Origin of the sequence: Nocardia sp. NBC_01329, assembly GCF_035956715.1 — a bacterium.
Classification (GTDB): domain Bacteria; phylum Actinomycetota; class Actinomycetes; order Mycobacteriales; family Mycobacteriaceae; genus Nocardia.
Map to the genome: position 1 here is coordinate 4,313,287 of NZ_CP108381.1, position 22,436 is coordinate 4,335,722.

Consider the following 22,436-nt stretch of genomic DNA (forward strand, 5'->3'; position numbering starts at 1 on the left):
CGGGCGTACTGCCGACCATCGTCCCATGCTGGGCCTCGCCCACTGCCCCCCAGGTACCGCCACGGCCCCCCGCAGGCGATATCGCCGATGGCGGCGTGACGTTATTCTCCTGAGATGGCCCGCAGTTGGAACAGTCTCGGCAAGCAGCTCACCGCGATCGCGAAACAACAGGGTCCGAAGATCGTCAAGCGGCAGGCGCCGCGACTGGTCGAGGCCCTACTGGACCGCCGTGGTTCACGCGCCGGTTCGGGCCGCGGCCGCAGTCCCGCGGGCAGTGTCCCGGTGCGCCCGGCCGCCTCGACCCCGGTGCCGACCGCCCAGCGTGCCCGCCGGGTCGTGTACGCCCCGCAACTCGACGGTCGCGCCGACCCGGGGGAGATCGTATGGACCTGGGTCCCTTTCGAAGAAGACCCGAGCAACGGCAAGGACCGGCCGGTGCTGGTCGTCGGACGCGACGGCGTCACCCTGCTGGGACTCATGCTCAGTTCCAATCCCGTACGCGGCAACGATCCGGACTGGATCGGGATCGGGGCGGGCACCTGGGACCACCAGGGTCGCGAAAGCTGGGTGCGGCTGGACCGGGTCCTCGACGTCCCGGAGGACGGTATCCGTCGCGAGGGCGCCATCCTGCCGCGCGCATTGTTCGATCTGGTCGCGCACCGGCTCGTCCGCGAATACCGCTGGAGCTGACGGGCGCGGCGCTCAGACCTCCAGGTCCCGGGAACGCCCGAACAGCATTCCGTACACCAGCGCCCCCAGCACGCCACCGATCAGCGGGAACAGGATGAACGCCCACAGCTGTCCCATGGCGCCGTCCTGATAGGGCGCGACCGCCAGGCTGCGGGCGGGGTTCACCGAGGTGCCGTCGACCGGTATCGAGATCAGGTGGATGACGGCCAGGGTGAAACCGATGGCCAGACCCGCCTGCGGGATCTCGGAGATGTGATCGGTCGCGGCCAGCACCACGAAAACCAGCAGCGCGGTGAGCATCACCTCGATGATGATCATCGCGGCCACGCCGTAACCGTTCTGGATCACCACCTCGCCCGCGGGACCGGTCACCGCCGACGGACTGTGCGGACCCCAGCCGTTGGCCCCCAGACCGTCGGCCGCGCGGTCATAGGACGGCAGGTTCTTCGCGAGTGCGAACAACACCAGGCCTGCCACGAGGCCGCCGATCACCTGGGCGATGATGTAACCCGCCGCGCTGACCGATGACAATCGGCCCATCAGGAACTGGCCGACTGTGACAGCCGGGTTCACATGGCAGCCCGACACCGGCCCGATCGCATACACCAACACCAGCAGGGACAGGCCGAAGGCCAGCGCCACACCGAGTGGCCCCACCTTCTCACCGGCCAGCACCGCTGTTCCCACACCACCCATCACCAGCACGAATGTGCCGAACGCCTCGGCGGCCCATTTCTTGGGGTCGGACGGAACCGCTGGTTCGACGCCCTCGAGAATTGCTTCCTTTTCCTGCGCAGTGGGAGACATGCCGGTCCGCCTTCCGAGAGGATCGCCGCCCCGTCTGCTACCGGGGCGCACACCGGGAAACTTGGGTCCTGCTGGGAAACTCCTACGCTGATCGCGGGCGACGTTACGCGCGACGTTCCGTCTACACAACGACCACACGGTGTGACGATCCGCCCGCGATTTCGCCGCACCGCCGGGTGCTGGTAACCTGGCCAATCGGCGTTGCCTACCCCGTGCCCGGTTGTTTCCCCCGGTGGATGAGCACCAGGGCTGGGGTGCACACAGACTTCCCGACCGAACCAGACAGGAATCAGAGGATACCGGCGTGGCCAATATCAAGTCTCAGATCAAGCGGATCCGCACCAACGAGGCGGCGCGTCAGCGCAACCAGTCGGTGAAGTCCGAGCTGCGCACCCATATCCGTGCCTTCCGGACCGCCGCCGCGGCCGGCGACAAGGATGGCGCCGCCGAGCGCCTGCGTTTCGTGAGCCGCAAGCTCGACAAGGCCGCCTCCAAGGGCGTTATCCACGCCAACCAGGCCGCCAACAAGAAATCGGCGATGGCGACCGCCCTCAACAAGCTCTGAGTTTCCGAATTCTTCATTTTTCGACGAAAAGCCGCCGCGGCACTGAGGACCACGGCGGCTTTTGGTGTCCCCACCCCCGGTCAGCACGGCATTTCCCGGTGTTCCCGGATGGCGCCGAGCCGGGTGCGCGGTTCCTGCCGTAGCATGCGGCGCATGGTTACGGTGTATGCGAACCAATCGGTAGTCCAAGCCGAGGATCTGCCCGGTGTGATCCGGGCGGCGGAGGTCCTCGGTATCGGAGTGAAGATAGAGAACGTGCTGGCCCCGGCCGACGACGACGGTGGGCACGTCGTGGTCTGGATGGTCACCCGAGACGAGGAGACCCCCGTCTACGAGGAGTGGGACGGCCGGTACGACGAAGCGGCCGAGGAAGCCTTGGAACTCAGCGCCGTCGAGTAGCTCGCCCCTCCCCACCGGCCGATCGGCCGGTCCATCAGCTGCGCCCGTGCAGGGCCAGCAGCTTCAGAACGGCGTCCTCGAGTGCGAACCCGGAGTCGGCGGCGCCACCCTTCACATCGGCGTTCAGCGTCGCCACCACCTGCAGCGCGGATCCGATCGTGGCCGGAGTCCAGCCCCGGGCCTGTCCCTGCGCCTTCTTGACCTTCCACGGCGGCATTCCCAGCGGACCCGCCAGTTTGAACGGGTCCCCACGGCCCGCCGAACCCACCTTCGCGATGGTGTGCACGGAATCGGCCAGTGCGTCGGCCAGCACCACATGCGGTACCCCACGGTCCTGCGCCCAGCGCAGTGCCTCCACGGCGCCGGCCCGGTTCCCGGCGACCGTCAGATCCGCCACCTCGAATCCGGAGACCTCCGCTTTGCCGGAGTAATACCTGCGCACCGCCGCCACATCGAGCTTTCCCCCGGTATCGGCGACCAGCTGCGAACAGGCCGCCGCCAGTTCGCGTAGCTCCGATCCCACAGCGTCCAGCACAGCCTGCACCACATCGGCGCCCACCCGTATCCCGGCTGCCCGGAATTCGGAGCGGACGAATTCGGCTCGCTCCGAGGATTTGGTGGGTTTCGCGCATTCGTGGACCACCGCCCCGGCCTTCCGCAGTGTGGGCACCAGCGTCTTGGCTCGGCCGCCACCACTGTGCACCACCATCAACACCACACCGTCGGGCGGCGCTGCCACGGCTTCGGAGATCACCGCGACAGCGTCTTTGCCGGCCTGGTCCGCCGATTCGAGAATGATCACCCGATCCTCGGCGAACAGTGAAGGGCTCAGTAGTTCCGCCAGCTCCGCACTGCTGGCGTCGCCGGCGCGCAGCCGATCCACCGGTACCGATGCGGGGTCGGGCGCGACCGCCCGAACCTGTGTGGTCACCTCGGCGACCGCCCGTTGGATCAGCAGTTCCTCGTCCCCCAGAACCAGATGTACCGCAGGTCGCTCGCTCACGGCTCCGATGGTACTGGGTCGGTTGTGACACTTACGGCGTCGTGGATACCCCGATGGCAGGTCCGGCGCTCACTCTCGCGGTGAGGTCACCGCCGTGCTCCGCTGCTCGGATCCGCCTCGAAGCGCCACGCCCGGACCGCCGCCGTCCACATCCGTGAAGCCATATCGCGCCGCGAGCTCGGCGGTGGACTGGGTCCCGCCCGATCGTTCGAATACACCGGGGTCGCCGGACAGCGCGGCGACACCGCGGCCGACGAAGCGCGGCGACTCGGCGTGCGAGATATCGAATGTCCCTTGGCCGGGTAGGTCGACGACAGTTCGGCCGTCGTCGGTGGTCCGGGTCGCGGTGGCCAGTAATTCTGTGCGCACCAGCCCCGGCCACACCGACACCACGGCAACTCCGTGCGGTCGCAGCTCGACTGCCATGTCCGCCGTCATCTTGTCCAGCCCGGCCTTCCCGACGCCGTACACCACATTGTGTCCGTACGAGACCGCGCCCGACGAAGAGATGTTCACGACCAACCCGGGCTGTTCGGCCCGGAGCAGCAGTGGCACGGCGTGAACACTGGCGACGTAATGGGATCGGAGCCCGATTCCCAGCACCTGGTCCCAGGCTCGCAGCGGTAGCTCCCAGAACGGACGATGCAACCACGGAGCGAGATCCGGAGCCGAGAACACGTTGTTCACCAGGATGTCGAGATGTCCCTGTTCGCGCTCGACCTGCGCGAACAGCTCCGCGACCTGATCGTCCTCGTGATGGTCACAGCGCACCGCGATACCGGTGCCGCCGAGTGCGGTGACCTCCGCGGCCGTAGCGGTGATCGTGCCGGGAAGCGGTCCCGGGGCAACGGTCCGGCCGGTGAGGTACACCGTCGCACCCGCAGCGCCGAGCTCGAGCGCGACACCTTTGCCCACGCCTCTGCTGGCACCGGTCACGACGGCTACTTTTCCGGACAATGGCAGGGTCATCTGTTCCTCCGACAAGACTGGGGTTGTACAACACCCGGCGCATCGCCGGGATACCGGACGCGGTCCGGCGCGACGACGACCCGGGGCGCGGTCCTCTCCGACGGCGAGTTCGGCTCGAGAGCCGAGACTTTCATCGGCCCTCGCCCCCTGCCGCGGTATCGAACAGATGGTGGAGATTGTCGAGCATCGTGACGTGTGCGGCGACGCCGTGGCGCCGAACCGTCCCCAGCAGCCCCCACGGGGCGCCGAGCCGCAATCGTTCGGTGACCAGCGTGCCCGAGTCGTGTTCGGCGAACTGGACTTCGCTGTGCACGTGCACCCGGGGGAACTGGTAGGCGTCGACGACGAGGCTTCCGTCCTCGGTCTCCCGGCTCCGCACCCGGTAGGTGATCCGGTAGGAGAACGGCCCGAACGGCATCCGATCGGTCACTCGGTAGTTGCGCGACCACTGACCGCCGTCGTCGTCGGTATCCGGCAGCCGTTCGACACCGACGATGAGCGGATGCACCTTCCCCAGTTCGGTCAGGTCCTGGTAGAAATTCCGGACATCGGCCCGTACGCCGGGCACCACCCGGGTGAGAGTCTTCTCCACGTAGCGAACACCCACGGACCTACTCCATACAGCTCACCGGCCGACTGAATCGTGCGCCGCGTCGCGTAATGATCGAACACGCCGCGAGGGACCGCAACCGGTGCCGTTTCCAGCCGGTTCCCGGCGCTCACCGCGCCACGGACAATGCGACCGAGCCCCTTCCGCTCCGAGCACCGGGTTAACCGGGCGACAGGTCGAGTCGGCGCTTGGTATCGTCCGGGGTGCCGGCCGCGGGACTCCGGCGCGACTTCCGGACGTTGCCTCTACCGCAGCCTATTCGCTGTTCGCACCTCCATTCCCCGGCCGGCGCCCATCGATGACCAGGGGTAGGTATGAGCGTGCGCGGCGATCGGCTTGCCGCCGAGGACGTATTGCTGTTCGCCAATGCCTCGATCACCGCGACCGGCCAGCGCGAATTCCATTCGGGAGAAGCCCATCAGCGGCTGTCCCTGGGTTTTCTGCACGACTATGTGCTCGGCAACTACCGCGACCTCTACACCGCTACCTTGGCCCTCGATATCAACGATCACAATGCGGGCCTGATCATCCGGCGGCTGCTGGAGTCCGCGGGGGAGGCGAGCGACGCGCAGCGGCGTACCGAGGGGCGTCTGATCGCACGGCGGCTCGAATCGCTGCCGCCGCAGCGCGTCTACCGGCTGTTCCGTGAACTGCGTACGGCGGGCGTCAACAATCGCCGGACCCGGGCGATCATCCGTGACTGGCTCACGACCCGTCCCGACCCGGCCCTCGACGCCGTGAAGTACCGCAACGCGCTCAAACTCGCTCTACGCCACACCCATCTCGCGCCACCGTCCGAGGAAGTGGGCGCGTTCCTGTTCGCATCGCATCGCGGGAAGCGGTTCACCACCCCGCTGCTGGACACGTGGCGCGAGGCCCACTACGCGAAGAACCGGCTCTACGACCTGCCTTTCACGGTCGCCGAGGGATTCGCCGCCCGGCACGGTATCGACCGCGGCGAATTCCTGGAGCGCATCGCGCCCCGGCTGACCCGGTTGGAGCGGCTACGCCTCCAGAACAGTGCCCGCCGGCACGGTGCGGGGTCGGTACCCATGGACCTGGAGCGCATGCCGCTGACCCGCCTGGCCTCGTATGTACTGTCGCTTCCGCTCGACGACCGAGCCCGACGCCGCACCGAGCTGGAGGAAGCCCTGACCGCCGCGGCGCGCCGAGCGGCCGGTACCGAGTCCGGTCGCTGGGGCCGGGTCACCGCCGTACTGGACGACAGCTTCTCCAGCTCCGGCTCCACCGCGAAGCGGCGCCGTCCCCTCGCCGTGGCTCTGGCGTCCCACTATCTGCTGCGGGCGCTCGCGACCGAATACATTCCGCTGTGGACATCCGGTCGCGCGGATGCGCTGCTCAACTACCCCTACGGCGTCACCCCGCTCGGGCACCGGATCATCGACGCCCTCGATACAGGACCCGACAGGCTCGTCCTGGTCTCCGACGGCTGGGACAACGCCCCACCCGGCTTGGCCGCCGAGGTGCTGCGCGTCTGGCGCAGTCACCTGGATCCGGACGGCCGGGTCGATATCGTGCATCTCAACCCGGTGTACGACGCCGGTGATTTCGAGGTCCGCCGACTGTCCGCGGCCGTGCCGACCGTCGGTGTCCGGGATGCCGAGGACCTACCGGCTCTGGTGGAACTCGCCCATTTCGCCACCGGCCATACCGAATTGTCCGAGCTGACGAGCTATCTGGCCGCGCGGACCCGCGGATTCCTGGAGGGCCGATGACCGGTCTGGATCTCAGCGGCCTGACCGCCGGCCCCGCCCAGGTCCGGGGCGGTGTCCGGTTGGTGCCGCTGCTGCGCGCGCACCCGGTGCCCGATTTGCGTCTGCACGCCGAGCTCTACGACGCCGAGCTCGGCGTCGTAGAGTTCGGCCGCCACTCCTATACGTCCTATATTCCGCACGGCTTCGTCGCCGACTGGAGCGGCGACGGCACACCGGCCGCCGCCTACGGCACACAACTGACCACCGATCGGCCCGACCGGATGCGGTTGCACTTCCCGCATCGGATGGTACGGCGGCTGGACCGGAACCGGCTCCGTTTCCTCCCCCTGCACTTGGCATCGGAAGGCTATCTGTCCTTGCACTTCGGCGGACCGGTGATCGCCTGGGAGGAGTGGTCGCGCCGGGCATTGCGTAATGGCCTGTCGCCGCGGGCCGAGCAGGCCTATCGAGGGGTGGAAGTGAACGGGCTACCGGATGCGCTGCGCGTTTTCGAGATCCACCCCGACCAGTGCGGTGTGCTGATCTACGTCGCGGACGCTCTCGCAGCCGCCTTCGTGCTACCGCATCCGGACGACTACCGAGTCCTGCACCCCAGTCTGGTGCAGGACCTGTACGGAGAACTGATCCACCACTACTCCTTCCACCCGCCGGTGGATGAGTTCCGCGTCCAGCTGCGCGAATCCGCGATCCGATCTCTCGACGACCTCAGACTGCATGCGGCGCAGCAGGAACAGACCTGGAGACATTTTCACGACACCACCCTGGCCGGGGGCCTGCTCGACAGCACGTACATGTGGGAGCGGGTCTACCGGATGGGCCGCTTCACTCTGTCTCGTTTCCTTCCGCCGTTCCGGCCGAAACAGGACAATCACATCGGTGAGACGATCACCGACGCCAAAGGCCGTGTGGTCTACCTGAAGACCTTCCGGCTCGCGGAGAACCAGGTGCGCCGCGGATACCTGCTCAACCGGCTCGCCGACGCCGATTGGCACCTGGGCGATACCGCAGACCAGCTGGGTATCACCGAAGATCAGCTGGGCCTCCGGCTGAACTCCGCCGGTTTCGGCCACCTGCTGCGCCGCGATGTACTCGACGGCTATCGTGCGCGAGCCCGCCGCTCGCCCTAGCCGCGCCGGTACCGGAAGCCCTGGACTGTCCTGCCACGGCTCCGAGTCGAGGACAATGGTCCGGCCATGGCATCAGCCCAGCCGGAGCAGCAGCAGGTACGCGGCGAGGAGCCCGGAGGCCATCGCCACCAGTATCCGACGCACCCGGGGCAGTCGCAGCGCTACGATCCCACCCGCGACCGACACCGCCGCGAGTAGGCCGCCGGTCGAACCACCGGGGACCGTGACCTCCGCCCCCGGAACAGCGGCCGCCTCGGTCGCCACGGTGAGCAGCCACCACAGCGGGGGCCCGGTGGTGCGCAGGATCAGCTGCGCGAGCGAGCCCCAGCAGGTGGCGGCCACAGCGGCCAGCGCGCCGCCGATGGTGATCGGGGCGATCACCGGGGCCACGAGGATATTCGCGGCAACGGCAACCAGGCTGAGCCTCCCGGACAGCGCGACAGTGACCGGGGTGGTGACGGCGAAGGCCGCGGCGGCCACCGCGACCAGTTCGGCCGGCAGCCGCCACCAGCCATGGGCACGTAGGTGATCGGCCCAGCTCGGGGCGAGTAGCAGCAGCGCCCCGGTCGCGAGGACCGAGAGCGCGAAACCGGCCTGCACGGCGAGCGCGGGCCACAGCGCCAGCAGGACGATCACCGCGGCGCACAGCGCGGGGAGCGCCTGTTTGCGGCGGCCGGTCAACAGAGCCAGTAACGTCACCGACCCCATGGCGGCCGCCCGCAGCACACTCGGGTCGGGCCGGGCGATGATCACGAACGACACCAGCGCGATCCCGGCACCGATCAGCGAGAGGCGCGGGCCGAGGGTGAGCAGGCGGGTGGTCGCGAGCACAACGGTGAGCAAAATCGTGAAGTTCGCACCACTGACCACGGTCAAATGCTGGAGGCCCGCGGTGACGAAGTCGTCGTGTACCCGGTCGCTCAAAGCCGAGGTGTCGCCGACAACCAGCGCGGGTAACAACCCCGCCGGGGCCGGCGCGAGAGCTCGACCGGCTGCCGCGACGAGATCCGAACGCACCGAATCGGCGGCTGCCTGCCACCACGGAAGCGGGCCGACGACGGCGGGCTCTCCGACCGGCCGCAGGGTGACCACCGTGAGGTCGCGCTGCCGCGCGGGTGCGGGGCGGGCCCGGAACTCGATCGGCCGGCCCGGCAGTAGTTCGGCCCAGGCCGGGCCCGCTGCCAGGACGACCACCGCGCCGCCGCCGCGCACCACTCGGTCCCGGTACCGGAACTCCCGCAGTTCGCCGCGCACCACCCAGAGCCGCCCTGCTCCGGAACCGCTGCTGCGCACCGGTTTCGGATCGTCACCCGGCTCCATCACCACATCGACCGTCGCCGCGGCCGGCACCGAGCGCAGCGGATGCTCGCCGACCCGGTACTCCCGCCATGCGCCGGTGCAGGCGAACGCCGAGCCGATCAGCGCGGCACCCAGCACGACCGTCGCGACGACACGGCGGCGTTCACCGCGGCGGGCGATACCGGTCCACAGCAGGCCCCACGACGCCAGGGCGAGCAGTGCCAGCCCGAGTGCGACGACCACCCCGACGACCCAGCCGGCGCCGACCGCGAGGATCGTCACCAGCCAGCAGGTGAGGGTGGCCGGGAGCAGCCGCGCGTCCAGCACCGGAACCGCGCTCACCGCATCGTCTTCCGGCCCCACCGCACGTTCCCGGACCGCCGGGCCCGGCACCACACTCACCGGTACACCCGGCCGAATATCCGCACGATTCGCCACAGCGGCCACCGATCCCACCCGGTCGAGCCCGGGCGACCTGTGAGGTCATCGACGAGCGCGGCCCACACCGTACGTATGGAAACCGTCTCCCGAGAACGGCTGTTCCGTCTCCATCGACCCCCGGCTTCCGGCCCACCGGCAGCTCGCCGGTCGTGGAATACCTGCGCGGCCGGCGGCCCGAGTAGCGGCAACGCCCTGCGACTCCACCCGGCACCGGACAGCAGTCCCGTGCCTTCGCAGCCGTTCGCCCGCACGGGAAGCGCCGTCATACGGTCACCAGTTCACGCAGCCGGGCCAGCCGGGCCGGGCCGATACCGTCGACCTCCGCCAGCTGCTCGATATCGGTGAACCGTCCGTTGGTTTCGCGCCAGGCGATGATCGCTTTGGCCATGACCGGCCCGACCCCGGGCAGCGTATCGAGGTCGGCTTCGGTGGCGGCATTGAGATCGACCGGGCTCCCGGCCCCGGGTGCGGAACCGCCGGAAGGTGGCGCTCCCCCGTGACCACCACTGATCGTCGCGCTGCCCGGCGGTGGTGCATCGGCTCCGGTCGGCCCCACCCGGACCTGGTCGCCGTCGGCCAGCCGCTGGGCCAGGTTGAGACCGGCCAGATCGGCGCCGTCGAGCGCACCGCCCGCCGCCGAGATCGCGTCGGCGACCCGGGCACCGGGCGAGAGCCGCACCAGCCCGGCGCGGCCGACCAGGCCCACCACGCTCACCACCAACTCGGCGTGTTGCGCGCGGGTGGGCACCCCTTCGGGCGCGGGCGGGGCATCCACGGGGGCGGGGGAATCCACCGGCATCGCCGCCGGCAGTACGGCGGGTAGCGGTGGAACCGATTGCGCGACAGGCCGGTCCCACAGCACCACCACGACCGTCACCAGCGCGGTGAGCAGTCCGATACCCGCCATGGTCGCTACCCCACGCCGCTCGGTGTCCAGGCGTGCGCCCCGGAATCGGTCGGGGATCAGGCGATCTCGCCAGTGGGCCGGAGCCGGCTCGTCTTCGAGCCACCGCGGGGTCCGTACGGCATCGTCGGCGGCGAGCGCCGACTCCGGCCAGGGGCGTGCCTCCCCCGGATCGTCACGCGGTGACTCTCCGAGATGCCCGCCCAGCTTCCTGCGTACCCGCTCACGCTCGTCGTGTGGTGCCATGCCCGCGACGCTAAGCCGGGACGCACGGTGCACAGCCGGCCCCACCTGGGGATTCGACAAACCTGTGCACAACCCGGCCCTGTGGATGAGCGATCACCGGAACGCCGGCCGCAATCGTCAGCCGCAACCGCCGGGTAGGACCAGCACCCCGACCGCACCGACTCCCAGATGGACGGCCAGCGCCGGCCCGAATTCGGCGGTGAGAATCTCACCCGCCCGCGGAATACGTTCGCGCAGCTGCGTCGTCACCGATTCCGCGGCCTCGGCGGCCCCCAGATGCTGCACACCGATCGCGGCGATACCCGCCCCGGCAGCCTCCTCCGCGGCCGCGACCAGTTTCGCGAAGGCCTTCGACCGGGTCCGCACCTTGTCCCGCAGTTCCAGCCGGCCCTGCACCAGTTGCAGCACCGGTTTGCTGACCAGTTCACTGCCGAAGAAACCCGCCGCCGTACTGAGCCGGCCGCCCTGGCGCAACTGTTCGGTGCGGTTGACCACGAAGAACGTATGGGAACTGCCCGCCGCCCGCACCGCGGCTTCGTACACCTCGTCGAGCGTGCCGCCCGCGGCAGCACACCGCGCGGCGGCCAGGACCGGGAAACCGGTCGCCAGGCCCGCACCGAGCGAATCCACCAGCAGCACCGATTCCGCAGCGTCCATATCCTGAACGGCCAGCCGCCCCGCTTCCCAGGTCGCCGAGAGCTGCCGGGACAGATGGACGGCGACCACACCGTGGCCGCCGCTGCGGGTCAGAGCCTCGGCGTAGGCGTCGCGGAGTTCACCCGGTGAGGGTGCCGAGGTGGTGACTGTCTCGGCGGAGTAGTCGATGGCGAGTTCATCGATACCTTCGCGAATCTCGCTGTCGCCCACCAGGACGTGCAGGGGCACCACCCGGATGCCCAATTCGCGGATCATTTCCGCGGGCAGACTGGCGGACGAATCGGTGACGACGACGACCGCCACGGCTCACCCGACCTCTTGCAGCGTTTTCACCATCGCCTTGGCGACCTCGGTGTGCCCGTCCCACCCCCAGTGGATGCCGTCGGGGTTGGCGGCGCCGGAGAAGATGTTGTCGCGTACCGCCGCTTTCAGATCCACCAGTGGCACACCGGTACGCGCCGACCATGCTTCCAGTGCGCGCACGGCCGGTTCGCGGCCACTGTGCACCCGGCCGTAGGCCGCGCAGTCGTGCACCGAGGGCAATACCGCGACCACGGGTAGTTCGGGCCGCAGGTGCCCGAGCGCCGTCCGGCACTGCTCCAGATAGTCCACACTCACCGCGGGCGGCAACGCGACCGGGCGGCCGAGTTTCGCGGCCCGGGGCTGAATCCACTGGTACGCCGAGCGTATGACGCGGCGCAGGCCCGAGGGCCGGAGATAGCGGATGAGTTCCCGCAGCGCGGTGGGCAGGGGCGAGGGCAGCGAATCCATACCGCCGACAGCGAACACCACGGCACCGGCGCGCGGAACGGCCGCCCACACCCGCGGGTCACCGATCAGGGCCCAGTAGGCATCCCGGCAGGTCCAGCCGATCCGGGCGACGATTTCGACATCCCAATCCAGTTCGGCCGCCACCAGATTCGGCCAGATACGGGGATGGTCGGCCGGTAGGCCGCCCTTCGGGCCGTAATACGACAACGAGTCCGCGATCACCAGCAGCACGGGTCGTGTCGTAGCGGTGTCGCCGGACGGGGCGGTGGCCGCCGGATCCGTGGTGACGCTCCCGGCCGAGCCGAGTGCGGCACCGCTTCCGGTGCCCGGGATCGTCGCCGGGGCACTCGTTTCCGGTTCGGCACCGGGATCGGGCACGGGCGCGCCCTCCGACGTGGATGTCACCGCGCGACCCTCCTGGTGTTCAGACTGCTCTCCGCACGTCGCCTTCGTCGGCGGGCCCGGTGTCCTCGACGGTTTCGGCCGCCTCCTGCCCGGGCGCCGGGCCGAACAGGGCGTCGGGTAGAGCACGCTCCGGTTTCGCGGATACCTTCCGGAACAGTTCGTCCGGTATCTGCCTGTTCAGGTCTTCAGATGACATCGGGTGCTACTTTCGCCGCTGCGTTCCACACATCGAGACGCCAGCCGGGCTTTTCCAGGCTCGGGCCATGGCTGCTCAGCTGCACCCAGCTGGCATTGGCCAGGCCGCCGAGGGCCGGCCAGTTCCGCGGCGGCAGATCGAGCAGCGCGGCCGTGAGCGCGGCGATCAGCCCGCCGTGCGCCACGAGAATCATAGTGGCGCCGGGCCAATCCTGCCGGTCGTCGAACAATTCCTGCACCACGGGCAGCGCGCGGGCACCGACCTCCAGTTTCGATTCACCGCCGGGCGGGGTGAAGGTCGCGTCCATCCGCCACTCCAGCCGGGCACCCGGGTAGAGGGAGTCGACCTCGATATCCCCCATCCCCTGCCAGTCCCCGAGATGGGTCTCCCGCAACCGCGGTTCCCGGACCACCTCGAGCCCGGAATGCTCCGACAACGCCTGGGCGGTATCGTAGGCCCGCCTCAGATCGGAGGAGATCAAGCCGATCGCCTTGTGGGAAACCAGTTCCCGCGCCGCTTCTTTCGCTTGCCACCGGCCCAGATCGGTGAGATCTGTGTCGATCTGTCCTTGCATCCGGTCGTTGGCATTCCATTCGGTCTGCCCGTGGCGCAACAGGATCAGGGTGCGCGCACCGGTTTTCTGTCTCACTCGGTTTCTCCAGCACTTTCGTCTCCGGCGGCCGCTGGCGCGCCGTGTCCACCCGGCATGAGCGAGGGCCCTGCGGGGTCACGCTCCGCTACCGCCTCCGAGCCCGACTCACTCATGCCGATCCCCTCGACCGCAACGGTGGGGCAGTCTTTCCACAACCGTTCCAGCGCATAGAAATTACGTTCGTCGTTGTGCTGGATGTGCACCACCACGTCGACGTAGTCCAAGAGTGCCCAACGGCCCTCGCGGGTCCCTTCCCGGCGTACCGGTTTGTGTCCGGCCGCGCGCAGCTTCTCTTCGACATTATCGACGATTGCGTTCACTTGTCGCTCGTTCGGCGCCGAACCGATCACGAAGCAATCCGTGATCACCAATTGTTCGGAGACATCCAGCACGACCACATCGGTGGCCAGCTTCTCGTCCGCGGCCAGCGCGGCCATGGTCGCGAGCTGCACTGCTTCGTCCGACGCGGTCATACCGCCACCTCCGTGATCACGCAGGCTGCCGCTTCCGGGCGTGCACCGCTCATATTGTTGTTCTCCGGGCACGAGCGGTCCACGCCCTCCGGGGTTACGTAGGCTGCCGCCGCCGGGCGTGCACCGCTCATGCCAGCACCTCGTTCACGTTTCCGTCACCTTCCGCTTCAGCGGTCACGTAGAGATGCCGCTTCGATATGTACTGCACGACCCCGTCCGGTACGAGATACCAGACCGGCCGCCCCTCGGCCGCGCGCCGGCGGCATTCACTCGACGAGATGGCCAGCGCGGGGATCTCGATCATGGTGACCGCGTCGTCGGGCATACCTCGCAGATGGTCGGCGAGATGGTCGATGTTGAGCTCGTACCCCGGCCGGCTGACCCCCACGAATTTCGCCAGCTCGAACAGCTCGGCCCAATCCTGCCAGGTGAGGATGCTGGCCAGCGCGTCCGCCCCGGTGATGAAGTACAGCTCGGCGCCCGGATGCTGGGCACGGAGATCGCGCAGGGTGTCGACGGTATAGGTCACCTTGCTCCGTTCCACATCAGCCCGGCTCACCGAGAACCGCGGGTTGGAAGCGGTGGCGATCACCGTCATGAGGTATCGGTCCTCGGCCGCGCTGACCTGCCGGTCGGTCTTCTGCCACGGTTGTCCGGTGGGGACGAAGATGACCTCGTCGAGGTCGAACCGGTGCGCGACCTCGCTGGCCGCGACCAGGTGCCCGTGGTGAATGGGATCGAAGGTGCCGCCCATCACCCCCAGCTTGGGTCCGCCCTGGCCTGTTCCGTGCATGAGTGTCGAGCTTAACGGGTCGGCCACAGGCCCCTGCCCGCCGATCAGCCTTCGTCTGTGGGTTCGCCTGCGGACAGCCGCGGCCGAAGCGTCGAGGGAGGTGTCGATCAGACCGGCAGCAGCCGGGAGACAACGGTGGTGAGCTGGGCGGCGGACCGGCATTCGTGCATATCGATGACGCGCAGATAGCGGTCGGCGGCGGAGTCGCCGGACCCCCAGTTGGTGCGCGGTTCCGGGTTCAGCCAGTGCGCGTGCTTGGCGATCTCGACCAGAGCGCCCAGCGTCGCGACCTCGGGGTCCCGATAGTTGGTCCGGGCGTCCCCCAGGATGAGCAGCGAGCTACGGCTGGTGACGGCATCGGGGAACTCCTCGGCGAAGCTCAGCAGCGCACTGCCGTAGTCCGAGTGGCCGGTGAAACCGACGATATCGGCCTCGGCGAAGATCCGCTGCATCGCCTCGTCGAGATGGGTGTGCGGATCGAAGAACCTGGTCACCTCGTCGGCGTGGTCGACGAACGCGAAGATCCGCACCTTCGAGAACTGCTCACGCAAAGCGCTCACCAGCAACAACGTGAAATTACTGAAACCCGCCACCGACCCCGACACATCGCACAACAGCACCAGTTCGGGCCGGGCGGGCCGCGGTTTGCGGTTCACCAGAGCGATCGGTACGCCACCGGTGGACATGGATTTACGCAGGGTCTTGCGCAGATCGATCTCGCCACGTTTGGCATGCCGGCGCCGCGCCGCCAGTCGCGCCGCCAGGATCCGCGCCAGCCGCTGGGTGCTGCGTTTCAGTTCGGCCAGCTCCGCCTGCGAGGCGCGCAGGAAGTCCACTTCTTCGGCCTGCCGCGGGACCCCGTAGGAGGCGACCCGCTCTTTGCCGATGCGTTCGGCCACCCGGCGCCGCGTTTCGGCCTCCACTGCGCGCCGGAACTTCTCGATGCGGGTGCGAGCGGCCCGGCGCGCGATCTCGGTCTCGAAATCGCTCATTCCCGGGGTGGCCATGGCGGCCAGGATCTGGGCGAGCAGCGTCTGCGGCTGTACGTCCTTGAGGGCCTGATATGACGAGAAGGAGGCACCGCGCGCAGATTGGTACTGCCCCATCTGCTCCACCAGCTGGGCCGCCATCAGCGCCTGCTGCTGCCCGGACCCCTCCTCGGCGAGCATCTCGGCCAGCATGCGGCGCAGTTCGCGAATATCGACCCGGCCGTCGTCGCCGTACGGGATCTCGATCTCCGCGGCGGCGGAACGTTCGCCGAGCGCGACCGGGAACCACAGGTCGAACAGCCCGTCGTAGGTACCGCGATGGGTGGTCCGCCGCAGCAGCGCGCAGGCCAGTCCCTCACGGACCGTTTCCCGGTCCATCAGGTCCAGTACCGACAACACCCGGCCGGCATCCACCGTCTCCGACGGTCCCACGGGTATCCCACGCGCCCGCAGCGCTTCCACGAAACCGACCAGGTGACCCGGCAGACCGTGCGAGGCGAGCGGCTGGTCGCCGGTGGCCACCACGGTCAGGCCGGTTTCAGATCGGCCAGCGCCCGCTGGTGGTCGCTGCGGTGTTTGAGCACGACACCCAGGGTTTCGCGGACCGTGGCATCGTCGAGTTCGGTATGGCCCAGGGCGAGCAGGGTGCGGGCCCAGTCGATCGATTCGGCGACCGAGGGCAATTTCTTCAACTGCATCCCGCGCAGCACGTGCACGATCCGGACCAGCTGGGTGGCAACCGCCTGCGGGAGCTCCGGCACCCGGCTCGCCAGGATCCGCCGTTCCAGATCCTCGTCCGGGAAGTCCAGGTGCAGGTAGAGGCAGCGCCGTTTGAGTGCCTCGGACAGTTCACGGGTGGCGTTGGAGGTGAGCACCACGAACGGGGTGCGGGTGGCGGTGATAGTGCCCAGCTCCGGTACGGTCACCGCGAAATCGCTCAGCACCTCGAGCAGCAGGCCTTCGATCTCCACGTCGGCTTTGTCGGTCTCGTCGATGAGCAACACCGTGGGGTCGGTGCGCCGGATCGCGGTGAGCAACGGCCGGGAGAGCAGGAACTCCTCGGTGAAGACATCGGATTTGGTTTCGGCCCAGTCGTTTTCGCTGGAGGCCTGGATCCGCAGGATCTGTTTGGCGTGGTTCCACTCGTAGAGTGCCCGAGCCTCGTCCACACCCTCGTAGCACTGCAACCGCACCAGTTCGGCGGCCGCGGTCTGGGCCACGGCCCGCGCGAGTTCGGTTTTACCGACCCCGGCCGGGCCTTCGATCAGCAGCGGCTTGCCGAGCCGATCGGCCAGGAAGACCGAGGTCGCGGTCGCCTTATCGGCCAGGTATCCGGTCTCGGCGAGGCGGCGAACCACATCGTCGACCGATGCGAAGATCGGCACCTGAACCGGCGTGGTGGGGGAACTCGCGGGTTCCATGGGCCGTCCTTCCGTCGAACTCTCCCGTCCCACGCTACCGGGCTGTGTTCATGGCGGCGCCTGCGGCGCCGCGGGTCGGGGCCCTATTAACCCCGGCCACTGAGGTCGACCATCCGGAGGTGGAATTCGGACCGTGGGGGGGTCAGGTGGGGCGGATCTGACCCGATCCCCGGACGACCCACTTCGAGGAGGTGAGTTCCGGCAGACCCATCGGACCGCGGGCGTGCAGCTTCTGGGTGGAGATGCCGATTTCGGCACCGAAACCGAACTGCTCGCCGTCGGTGAAGGCGGTGGAGGCGTTCACCATGACCGCCGCGGCGTCCACCCGGCGGGAGAATTCGTCGGCTGCTGCCAGTTCACCGGTGACGATGGCCTCGGTGTGCCCGGTACCCCAGGTATTGATGTGCTCGATCGCGGCATCCAGATCGTCGACGATCTTCACCGCGATATCGAGAGTCAGGTACTCCTCGCCCCAGTCCTTGTCGGTGGCCGGGATCATGCCGTCGAGATCGCCGTGCAGGGTGACGCCTTTATCGGCGAGCGCCTTGCTCAGCCGCGGCAGCGCGGTCTCGGCGATGGCCGCGTCGATCAGTACGGTCTCGGCCGCGTTGCATACGCTGGGACGGCGGGTTTTGGCGTTGATCAGGATCTCTTCGGCCATATCCAGGTCGGCGCCGGAGTGCACGTAGACGTGACAGTTGCCGGTACCGGTTTCGATCGTGGGGACCTGGGCGTCGCGCACCACCGCGTTGATCAGTCCCGCACCGCCCCGGGGGATGACTACGTCCACCAGGCCCCGGGCTTGGATCAGGTGGGTCACACTGGAGCGATCCGAGCTGGGCAGTAATTGGACCGCGTCGGCCGGGATCCCGACCGCTGCCACGGCCTCCCGGATCACCGCGACCAGCGCCGCGTTCGACCGGGCGGCCGACGACGAGCCGCGCAGCAGTGCCGCGTTTCCGGACTTCAGCGCCAGACCGAAGGCGTCGACGGTGACATTCGGCCGCGCTTCGTAGACCATGCCGACCACGCCCAGCGGCACCCGGATCTGCCGGATCTCGAGACCGTTCGGCAGCGTCGACCCGCGGTCCACCACCCCCACCGGGTCCGGCAGCCCGGCAACCTGGCGCAGGCCCGACGCGATCCCGTCGACCCGGTCCTTGGTGAGCCGCAGCCGATCCAGCAGCGAATCCTCGGTTCCGGACGCCTTCGCCGCGACGAGATCTTCGCCGTTGGCTTCCAAGATGGTGTCGGCAGCGGCGAGCAACGCGTCCGCGGCGGCGTGCAGCGCCTCGTTCTTCTGAGCGGTGGTGAGTTGCGCGAGCACCCGGGAAGCGACCCGGGCCCGGCGGGCGGCCTCGTGTACGGCCGCGCGCATATCGAACTCAGCGGTGGTCTCTACCGTCATGTCGTATAGCCTACGCACCGGGAAAATCGCTTCTACCGGCGCTCACCGCGCTAGGTTCTCCCTGTGACCGCTCCCCTGATCGCCGTCCTCGGCAGTATCAACATGGATCTGGTGACCACCACCGATCGGCGCCCCGACCCGGGCGAGACGGTACTGGGCCGCGGCTTCGCCATGGTCCCCGGTGGCAAGGGCGCCAACCAGGCGATCGCGGCGAGCCGGGCCGGTGGCCTGGTGTTGTTCCTCGGCGCGATCGGTACCGATGTGTTCGGCCCGCAACTGCGGGCGGTACTGACCGCGTCCGGCGTCGATACCACCGGGTTGCGCACGCTCGACGGGCCCAGCGGGGTCGCCTCGATCGTGGTCGACTCCGCCGGTGAGAACTCGATTGTCGTGGTCGGTGGCGCCAATGCCGAGCTGACCGGCCTCGGTGCCGCCGACCGCACCGCGATCGCCGCGGCCGATATCCTGCTGTGCCAGCTCGAGATCCCGATCCCGACGATCGAGGAAGCGGTGCGGCACGCCCGGGACAACGGCACCGTCGTGATGTTGAATCCGTCTCCGGCCCAGCGTCTTTCCGAAGAGTTGTGGGGCCTGGTGGATGTGGCCGTCGTGAATCGCGGTGAAGCCGAGGAACTCGGCGGCACTCTCGACCGGGTCCCGCATCTCGTGGTCACGCTCGGTGCCGACGGTGCCCGACATCGCGGGCCGGACGGCGCGGAGACGGCGGTCACCGGGCCGGCCGTCGAGGTCGTCGATACGACCGGCGCGGGCGACACCTTCGCCGGCGCCCTGGCCGTCCGCTGGTCGCGGGGCCCGGCCGAGGCATTGCGTTTCGCGTGCGCGGCGGGCGCGCTGGCCACCACTGTGCTCGGCGCCAGTGCCGCCATTCCGTCCCGCGCCGAGATCGAGACTGCCCTGTCCGCAGCTCCGGGCTCCGCGTCCGGATGAGACAGCCGGAAACGCGGGTTCCCACCCCGGAATAATTCGAATGCCTTTCCCGGTCGGGCGGCCTACCGTGAATTACGGCGGCGGATAGCGATCCGCCCCGAATGGAAGGATCGAATCAATGTTTCCCGTCGAGCTGTCCGGTGCCCGGGCACGGACGTTGATGTGGGCCCACGAGCATGAAATCGATGCGGCGGCGCTGCAACAGTTGCGCAATATCGCCCGATTGGAATGGGTCCACGGCGTCCGGGTCATGCCGGATGTACACCTCGGGAAAGGCGCCACGGTCGGTTCCGTGATCGCCATGCGCGACGCGGTCGCCCCGGCCGCGGTCGGAGTCGATATCGGCTGCGGGATGGAAAGTGTGCGCACCGACCTCACCGCCGCCGACCTGCCCGACGATCTGCGCGCGCTGCGGTCGGCCATCGAGGCGGCCGTGCCGGTCGGTTTCGCCGCCCACCAGCACGCCGTCTCGGTGAACAAGCTGGCGCCCGGGCCGTCCGGGGTCGCGACCGCGACCCTGCGCACCGGCTGGGACAAGTTCTGGTCGGCGTTCGGCGACCTCGACGACGCAGTCGCGCCGCGGGAATCCAAGGCGCACAAACAAATGGGTTCCCTGGGTGGCGGCAACCATTTCATCGAGGTGTGCCTGGATCAGGATGATCAGGTGTGGATCCTGCTGCATTCGGGCAGCCGCAATATCGGCAAGGAGATCGCCGAGCGGCATATGGCCGTAGCGCGCAAATTGCCGCACAACCAGAATCTGGTCGATCGCGATCTGGCGGTCTTCCTGGCGAATACGCCGGAAATGGCCGCCTACCGCCACGATCTGACCTGGGCTCAGGAGTACGCGGCACGTAACCGCGCGGTCATGCTGGCGCTGGTGTGTCAGGCGGTACAGGAGCAGTTTCCGACCCGGGACACGCGATTCGATACGCCGATCTCTTGCCACCACAACTATGTGGCCGAGGAGAAGATCGACGGGGTGCCGATGCTGGTGACCCGCAAGGGCGCGGTTCGGGCGGGCGCCGGCGATATGGCGCTCATTCCGGGCTCGATGGGCACTCGCTCGTATGTGGTGCGCGGTAAGGGCAATCCGGAGTCGTTCCGGTCCGCGTCGCACGGGGCGGGCCGCCGGATGAGTCGTAATGCCGCCAAGCGGCAGTTCAGTGTGGCGGATCTGATCGCCCAGACCGAGGGCGTGGAATCGCGCAAGGACGCGGGTGTGGTGGACGAGATCCCGGCCGCGTACAAGAACATCGACGAGGTGATCGACGCCCAGCGCGATCTGGTCGATGTGGTGGCGACCCTGCGTCAGGTGTTGTGTGTGAAGGGCTGAGAGATCAGCGAACCTTTCGCATTCGGTGCGGGGCGGTCGCAGACCGCCCCGCACCACCGGGTAACGATGACGGACCGTGCTCAGGTCGAGAGGCGGTGGCCGCGCAGTGCGGCGATGATCCCGATCCCCGCCAGCAGGACACCGAAGACCAGTAGCACCCCGCCCGACAGCCAGGTGTGCAGCGCACGGGCCAGGTCGGCGGGCAATCCGGGCACCGCGGAGATCAGCCGATAGGTCTCCCGGGGCGCGGCGATCTGCACGACGGCAGGGGCGATCCCCCACGCCAGCCCGGCGGTTACGCCCACCGCGGGCTCGTACATCGCGAGTCCGGCGACCGCCAGCAGTAGCACCGCGCCGAGTACCGACTGAGCGGGCGTCGACCAGCGATCTCCGCTGTCCCACCAGCGCCCGCCGGTAACAGTGCCGTTGGCGGCGATACCGAGCGCTACCGGTGTGATCACCACCGCGAGCAGCGATAACGACACCGATCGGCGCCATCGACTCGGGCGGCGCCGCGGATGGGCAGGCCCCGGTTGTCCGTCTCGGCCGCACGGTCGCGACTGCGTAGCCCCGCTGCCCGGCCCTGTGTGCGCATCCGCACGGGCCGGCTGCCCATGTGCATCCGCGGGCTGTTCGACTCCAGTGGTCATACGTCTGCTCCAGTGGTCATACGTCTGCTCCGGGTCGGTCGACGGCTACAGCGGCACTCGGCCCGTTGCACCGCACCTTCGCATACCGAGCTTCGCCGACCACTACGCCGGTAGGCGGATGACGTCGTGAATCGGTGGAGAACAATCGGCCGACAACACCCACCCCATCCGGGCCCCGCCACCACGAACAGCTGGAGCGACGGTTTTCGGCAACGGAACTCGGCCGCATCCGTGACCACGGGCGCGCTCTCGAACTTGCCATTGACTAGTTATCAGTCGATGCATACTCTTATTGTTGTTATCAGTCGATAGCAACAAACTGCCCGGCGCCGAGCGGCCGGACAACCCGACTCCCGCTTCGAAGGAACCGCATGTTCGACACCCTGATGCTGTTCGTGATCCCCACGCTGGTGCTGCGCCTACTCGGCCTGATCGGCGTCCGCCGATTCGGCACCTGGCGGGTCAGCGCCGCCCACGGACTGGCCTTCCTTTTCACCATGACCGGACTCGCGCATTTCGCCCCCGATTCGGTCACCGTGATGCCCAGCCACAACGATTTGGCGGCGATGGTCCCCTCGTTCGTCCCGTTCGCGGATTTCGCGGTGTACGCCACCGGGGTCCTGGAACTGGCCGGTGCCGTGGGCCTGGTGATGACGGGCACCCGCCGCTGGGCCGGACTCGGACTGGCGGCGCTGCTGGTGATCATGATCCCGGCCAATATCTACGCGGCGCTGAACGATATTCCGCTCAACGGAGAAGCCGCCACGCCGCTGTGGTTCCGGATCCCGGAGCAGATCGTGTATTTCGCGCTCGCGCTGTGGGTCAGCGGGGTACTGCCCGCGTTGCGGCCGCACCGCGACACCGCCGATACGCACGCAGCGGTAGCGGCGCGCTGACGCCGCCGGCGGATCGGTCCCGTTCCACCTGGATTCCACCGGGAG

At 68.5% G+C, this 22,436-nt stretch carries 25 protein-coding genes; 8 read left to right on the forward strand and 17 right to left on the reverse strand.

Features of this window, described 5'->3' with window-relative positions; translation table 11 throughout:
- The first annotated feature begins 114 nt into the window (after positions 1-114).
- Positions 115-690 carry a type II toxin-antitoxin system PemK/MazF family toxin gene (locus OG405_RS19525; RefSeq protein ID WP_327147911.1) on the forward strand — a complete coding sequence of 192 codons (576 nt, stop codon included), beginning with the start codon at positions 115-117 and terminating at the stop codon, positions 688-690.
- Between the two features lie 12 nt (positions 691-702).
- On the opposite strand, the gene OG405_RS19530 is transcribed toward OG405_RS19525, so the two are convergent.
- Positions 703-1,497: an aquaporin gene (locus OG405_RS19530; protein WP_327147912.1), complete on the reverse strand. Its 795-nt coding sequence runs from the start codon at positions 1,495-1,497 to the stop codon at positions 703-705.
- A gap of 304 nt (positions 1,498-1,801) precedes the next feature.
- On the opposite strand from OG405_RS19530, the gene rpsT reads away from it, so the two are divergent.
- Complete coding sequence (gene rpsT / locus OG405_RS19535; protein ID WP_327147913.1) at positions 1,802-2,062, forward strand: 30S ribosomal protein S20; 261 nt, start codon at positions 1,802-1,804, stop codon at positions 2,060-2,062.
- Positions 2,063-2,215: 153 nt separating this feature from the next.
- Positions 2,216-2,461, forward strand: a complete 246-nt coding sequence (locus tag OG405_RS19540) for a hypothetical protein (protein ID WP_058856935.1) — start codon at positions 2,216-2,218, stop codon at positions 2,459-2,461.
- Between the two features lie 34 nt (positions 2,462-2,495).
- Here the strand turns inward: OG405_RS19540 and holA are convergent, their stop codons facing one another.
- The 3 genes from holA to OG405_RS19555 form a co-directional block, all read right to left on the reverse strand.
- Positions 2,496-3,464, reverse strand: a complete 969-nt coding sequence (holA, locus tag OG405_RS19545) for a DNA polymerase III subunit delta (protein WP_327147914.1) — start codon at positions 3,462-3,464, stop codon at positions 2,496-2,498.
- 69 nt (positions 3,465-3,533) lie between these two features.
- Positions 3,534-4,433: an SDR family NAD(P)-dependent oxidoreductase gene (locus OG405_RS19550; RefSeq protein WP_327147915.1), complete on the reverse strand. Its 900-nt coding sequence runs from the start codon at positions 4,431-4,433 to the stop codon at positions 3,534-3,536.
- 130 nt (positions 4,434-4,563) lie between these two features.
- Complete coding sequence (locus OG405_RS19555) at positions 4,564-5,040, reverse strand: SRPBCC family protein (RefSeq protein WP_327147916.1); 477 nt, start codon at positions 5,038-5,040, stop codon at positions 4,564-4,566.
- Between the two features lie 317 nt (positions 5,041-5,357).
- Between OG405_RS19555 and OG405_RS19560 the strand changes: the two genes are divergently transcribed.
- Both OG405_RS19560 and OG405_RS19565 read left to right on the forward strand, forming a co-directional pair.
- Entirely contained in the window at positions 5,358-6,779 is a 1,422-nt protein-coding gene (locus OG405_RS19560) for a hypothetical protein (RefSeq protein ID WP_327147918.1), read from the forward strand.
- On the forward strand, positions 6,776-7,906 hold the full coding sequence (locus OG405_RS19565) for an ARPP-2 domain-containing protein (RefSeq protein WP_327147919.1): 1,131 nt from the start codon (positions 6,776-6,778) through the stop codon (positions 7,904-7,906). The genes OG405_RS19560 and OG405_RS19565 overlap by 4 nt, the downstream gene beginning before the upstream one ends.
- A gap of 72 nt (positions 7,907-7,978) precedes the next feature.
- Here OG405_RS19565 and OG405_RS19570 read toward each other — a convergent pair whose 3' ends face one another.
- The 12 genes from OG405_RS19570 to OG405_RS19625 form a co-directional block, all read right to left on the reverse strand.
- A complete protein-coding gene (locus OG405_RS19570) occupies positions 7,979-9,607 on the reverse strand; it encodes a ComEC/Rec2 family competence protein (protein WP_327147920.1) in 1,629 nt (542 codons plus the stop codon).
- Between the two features lie 301 nt (positions 9,608-9,908).
- Positions 9,909-10,796, reverse strand: a complete 888-nt coding sequence (locus OG405_RS19575) for a ComEA family DNA-binding protein (RefSeq protein ID WP_327147921.1) — start codon at positions 10,794-10,796, stop codon at positions 9,909-9,911.
- A gap of 117 nt (positions 10,797-10,913) precedes the next feature.
- Positions 10,914-11,756 carry a DegV family protein gene (locus OG405_RS19580; protein WP_327147922.1) on the reverse strand — a complete coding sequence of 281 codons (843 nt, stop codon included), beginning with the start codon at positions 11,754-11,756 and terminating at the stop codon, positions 10,914-10,916.
- Positions 11,757-11,759: 3 nt separating this feature from the next.
- Positions 11,760-12,455 carry a diglucosylglycerate octanoyltransferase gene (gene octT / locus OG405_RS19585; RefSeq protein WP_327152415.1) on the reverse strand — a complete coding sequence of 232 codons (696 nt, stop codon included), beginning with the start codon at positions 12,453-12,455 and terminating at the stop codon, positions 11,760-11,762.
- Between the two features lie 193 nt (positions 12,456-12,648).
- Positions 12,649-12,825 (reverse strand): hypothetical protein, encoded by a 177-nt coding sequence (locus OG405_RS19590; protein ID WP_327147923.1) that lies wholly within the window; start codon positions 12,823-12,825, stop codon positions 12,649-12,651.
- Positions 12,815-13,474 carry a histidine phosphatase family protein gene (locus OG405_RS19595; RefSeq protein ID WP_327147924.1) on the reverse strand — a complete coding sequence of 220 codons (660 nt, stop codon included), beginning with the start codon at positions 13,472-13,474 and terminating at the stop codon, positions 12,815-12,817. The genes OG405_RS19590 and OG405_RS19595 overlap by 11 nt, the downstream gene beginning before the upstream one ends.
- The gene (gene rsfS, locus OG405_RS19600; RefSeq protein ID WP_327147925.1) at positions 13,471-13,950 is read right to left on the reverse strand and encodes a ribosome silencing factor; all 480 of its coding nucleotides are present in this window, start codon (positions 13,948-13,950) and stop codon (positions 13,471-13,473) included. Before rsfS ends, OG405_RS19595 begins: the two co-directional genes overlap by 4 nt.
- Positions 13,947-14,081 carry a hypothetical protein gene (locus tag OG405_RS19605; protein WP_327147926.1) on the reverse strand — a complete coding sequence of 45 codons (135 nt, stop codon included), beginning with the start codon at positions 14,079-14,081 and terminating at the stop codon, positions 13,947-13,949. The genes rsfS and OG405_RS19605 overlap by 4 nt, the downstream gene beginning before the upstream one ends.
- A complete protein-coding gene (gene nadD / locus OG405_RS19610; RefSeq protein WP_327147927.1) occupies positions 14,078-14,743 on the reverse strand; it encodes a nicotinate-nucleotide adenylyltransferase in 666 nt (221 codons plus the stop codon). Before nadD ends, OG405_RS19605 begins: the two co-directional genes overlap by 4 nt.
- A 107-nt stretch (positions 14,744-14,850) precedes the next feature.
- The gene (locus OG405_RS19615) at positions 14,851-16,254 is read right to left on the reverse strand and encodes a vWA domain-containing protein (RefSeq protein WP_327147928.1); all 1,404 of its coding nucleotides are present in this window, start codon (positions 16,252-16,254) and stop codon (positions 14,851-14,853) included.
- A gap of 5 nt (positions 16,255-16,259) precedes the next feature.
- On the reverse strand, positions 16,260-17,153 hold the full coding sequence (locus OG405_RS19620; RefSeq protein ID WP_327147930.1) for an AAA family ATPase: 894 nt from the start codon (positions 17,151-17,153) through the stop codon (positions 16,260-16,262).
- Positions 17,154-17,295: 142 nt separating this feature from the next.
- Positions 17,296-18,561 carry a glutamate-5-semialdehyde dehydrogenase gene (locus tag OG405_RS19625; RefSeq protein WP_327147931.1) on the reverse strand — a complete coding sequence of 422 codons (1,266 nt, stop codon included), beginning with the start codon at positions 18,559-18,561 and terminating at the stop codon, positions 17,296-17,298.
- Positions 18,562-18,624: 63 nt separating this feature from the next.
- On the opposite strand from OG405_RS19625, the gene OG405_RS19630 reads away from it, so the two are divergent.
- Together OG405_RS19630 and OG405_RS19635 are read left to right on the forward strand one after the other, a co-directional pair.
- Entirely contained in the window at positions 18,625-19,509 is an 885-nt protein-coding gene (locus OG405_RS19630) for a ribokinase (protein ID WP_327147932.1), read from the forward strand.
- Positions 19,510-19,627: 118 nt separating this feature from the next.
- A complete protein-coding gene (locus OG405_RS19635; protein ID WP_327147933.1) occupies positions 19,628-20,845 on the forward strand; it encodes an RtcB family protein in 1,218 nt (405 codons plus the stop codon).
- A gap of 80 nt (positions 20,846-20,925) precedes the next feature.
- Here the strand turns inward: OG405_RS19635 and OG405_RS19640 are convergent, their stop codons facing one another.
- Positions 20,926-21,330 (reverse strand): hypothetical protein, encoded by a 405-nt coding sequence (locus OG405_RS19640; RefSeq protein ID WP_327147934.1) that lies wholly within the window; start codon positions 21,328-21,330, stop codon positions 20,926-20,928.
- A gap of 536 nt (positions 21,331-21,866) precedes the next feature.
- Here OG405_RS19640 and OG405_RS19645 point away from each other — a divergent pair.
- Positions 21,867-22,391, forward strand: coding sequence for a DoxX family protein (locus OG405_RS19645; RefSeq protein ID WP_327147935.1), 525 nt, complete (start codon positions 21,867-21,869; stop codon positions 22,389-22,391).
- Positions 22,392-22,436 lie beyond the last annotated feature (45 nt).

Bases quoted from the DNA above. Each gene is read 5' to 3' on its own strand.
- OG405_RS19525 (WP_327147911.1), top strand. From the start codon at position 115: ATGGCCCGCAGTTGGAACAGTCTCGGCAAGCAGCTCACCGCGATCGCG.
- OG405_RS19530 (WP_327147912.1), bottom strand. From the start codon at position 1,497: ATGTCTCCCACTGCGCAGGAAAAGGAAGCAATTCTCGAGGGCGTCGAA.
- OG405_RS19540 (WP_058856935.1), top strand. From the start codon at position 2,216: ATGGTTACGGTGTATGCGAACCAATCGGTAGTCCAAGCCGAGGATCTG.
- OG405_RS19550 (WP_327147915.1), bottom strand. From the start codon at position 4,433: ATGACCCTGCCATTGTCCGGAAAAGTAGCCGTCGTGACCGGTGCCAGC.
- OG405_RS19560 (WP_327147918.1), top strand. From the start codon at position 5,358: ATGAGCGTGCGCGGCGATCGGCTTGCCGCCGAGGACGTATTGCTGTTC.
- OG405_RS19565 (WP_327147919.1), top strand. From the start codon at position 6,776: ATGACCGGTCTGGATCTCAGCGGCCTGACCGCCGGCCCCGCCCAGGTC.
- OG405_RS19575 (WP_327147921.1), bottom strand. From the start codon at position 10,796: ATGGCACCACACGACGAGCGTGAGCGGGTACGCAGGAAGCTGGGCGGG.
- OG405_RS19590 (WP_327147923.1), bottom strand. From the start codon at position 12,825: ATGTCATCTGAAGACCTGAACAGGCAGATACCGGACGAACTGTTCCGG.
- rsfS (WP_327147925.1), bottom strand. From the start codon at position 13,950: ATGACCGCGTCGGACGAAGCAGTGCAGCTCGCGACCATGGCCGCGCTG.
- OG405_RS19605 (WP_327147926.1), bottom strand. From the start codon at position 14,081: ATGAGCGGTGCACGCCCGGCGGCGGCAGCCTACGTAACCCCGGAGGGC.
- nadD (WP_327147927.1), bottom strand. From the start codon at position 14,743: ATGCACGGAACAGGCCAGGGCGGACCCAAGCTGGGGGTGATGGGCGGC.
- OG405_RS19620 (WP_327147930.1), bottom strand. From the start codon at position 17,153: ATGGAACCCGCGAGTTCCCCCACCACGCCGGTTCAGGTGCCGATCTTC.
- OG405_RS19625 (WP_327147931.1), bottom strand. From the start codon at position 18,561: ATGACGGTAGAGACCACCGCTGAGTTCGATATGCGCGCGGCCGTACAC.
- OG405_RS19635 (WP_327147933.1), top strand. From the start codon at position 19,628: ATGTTTCCCGTCGAGCTGTCCGGTGCCCGGGCACGGACGTTGATGTGG.
- OG405_RS19645 (WP_327147935.1), top strand. From the start codon at position 21,867: ATGTTCGACACCCTGATGCTGTTCGTGATCCCCACGCTGGTGCTGCGC.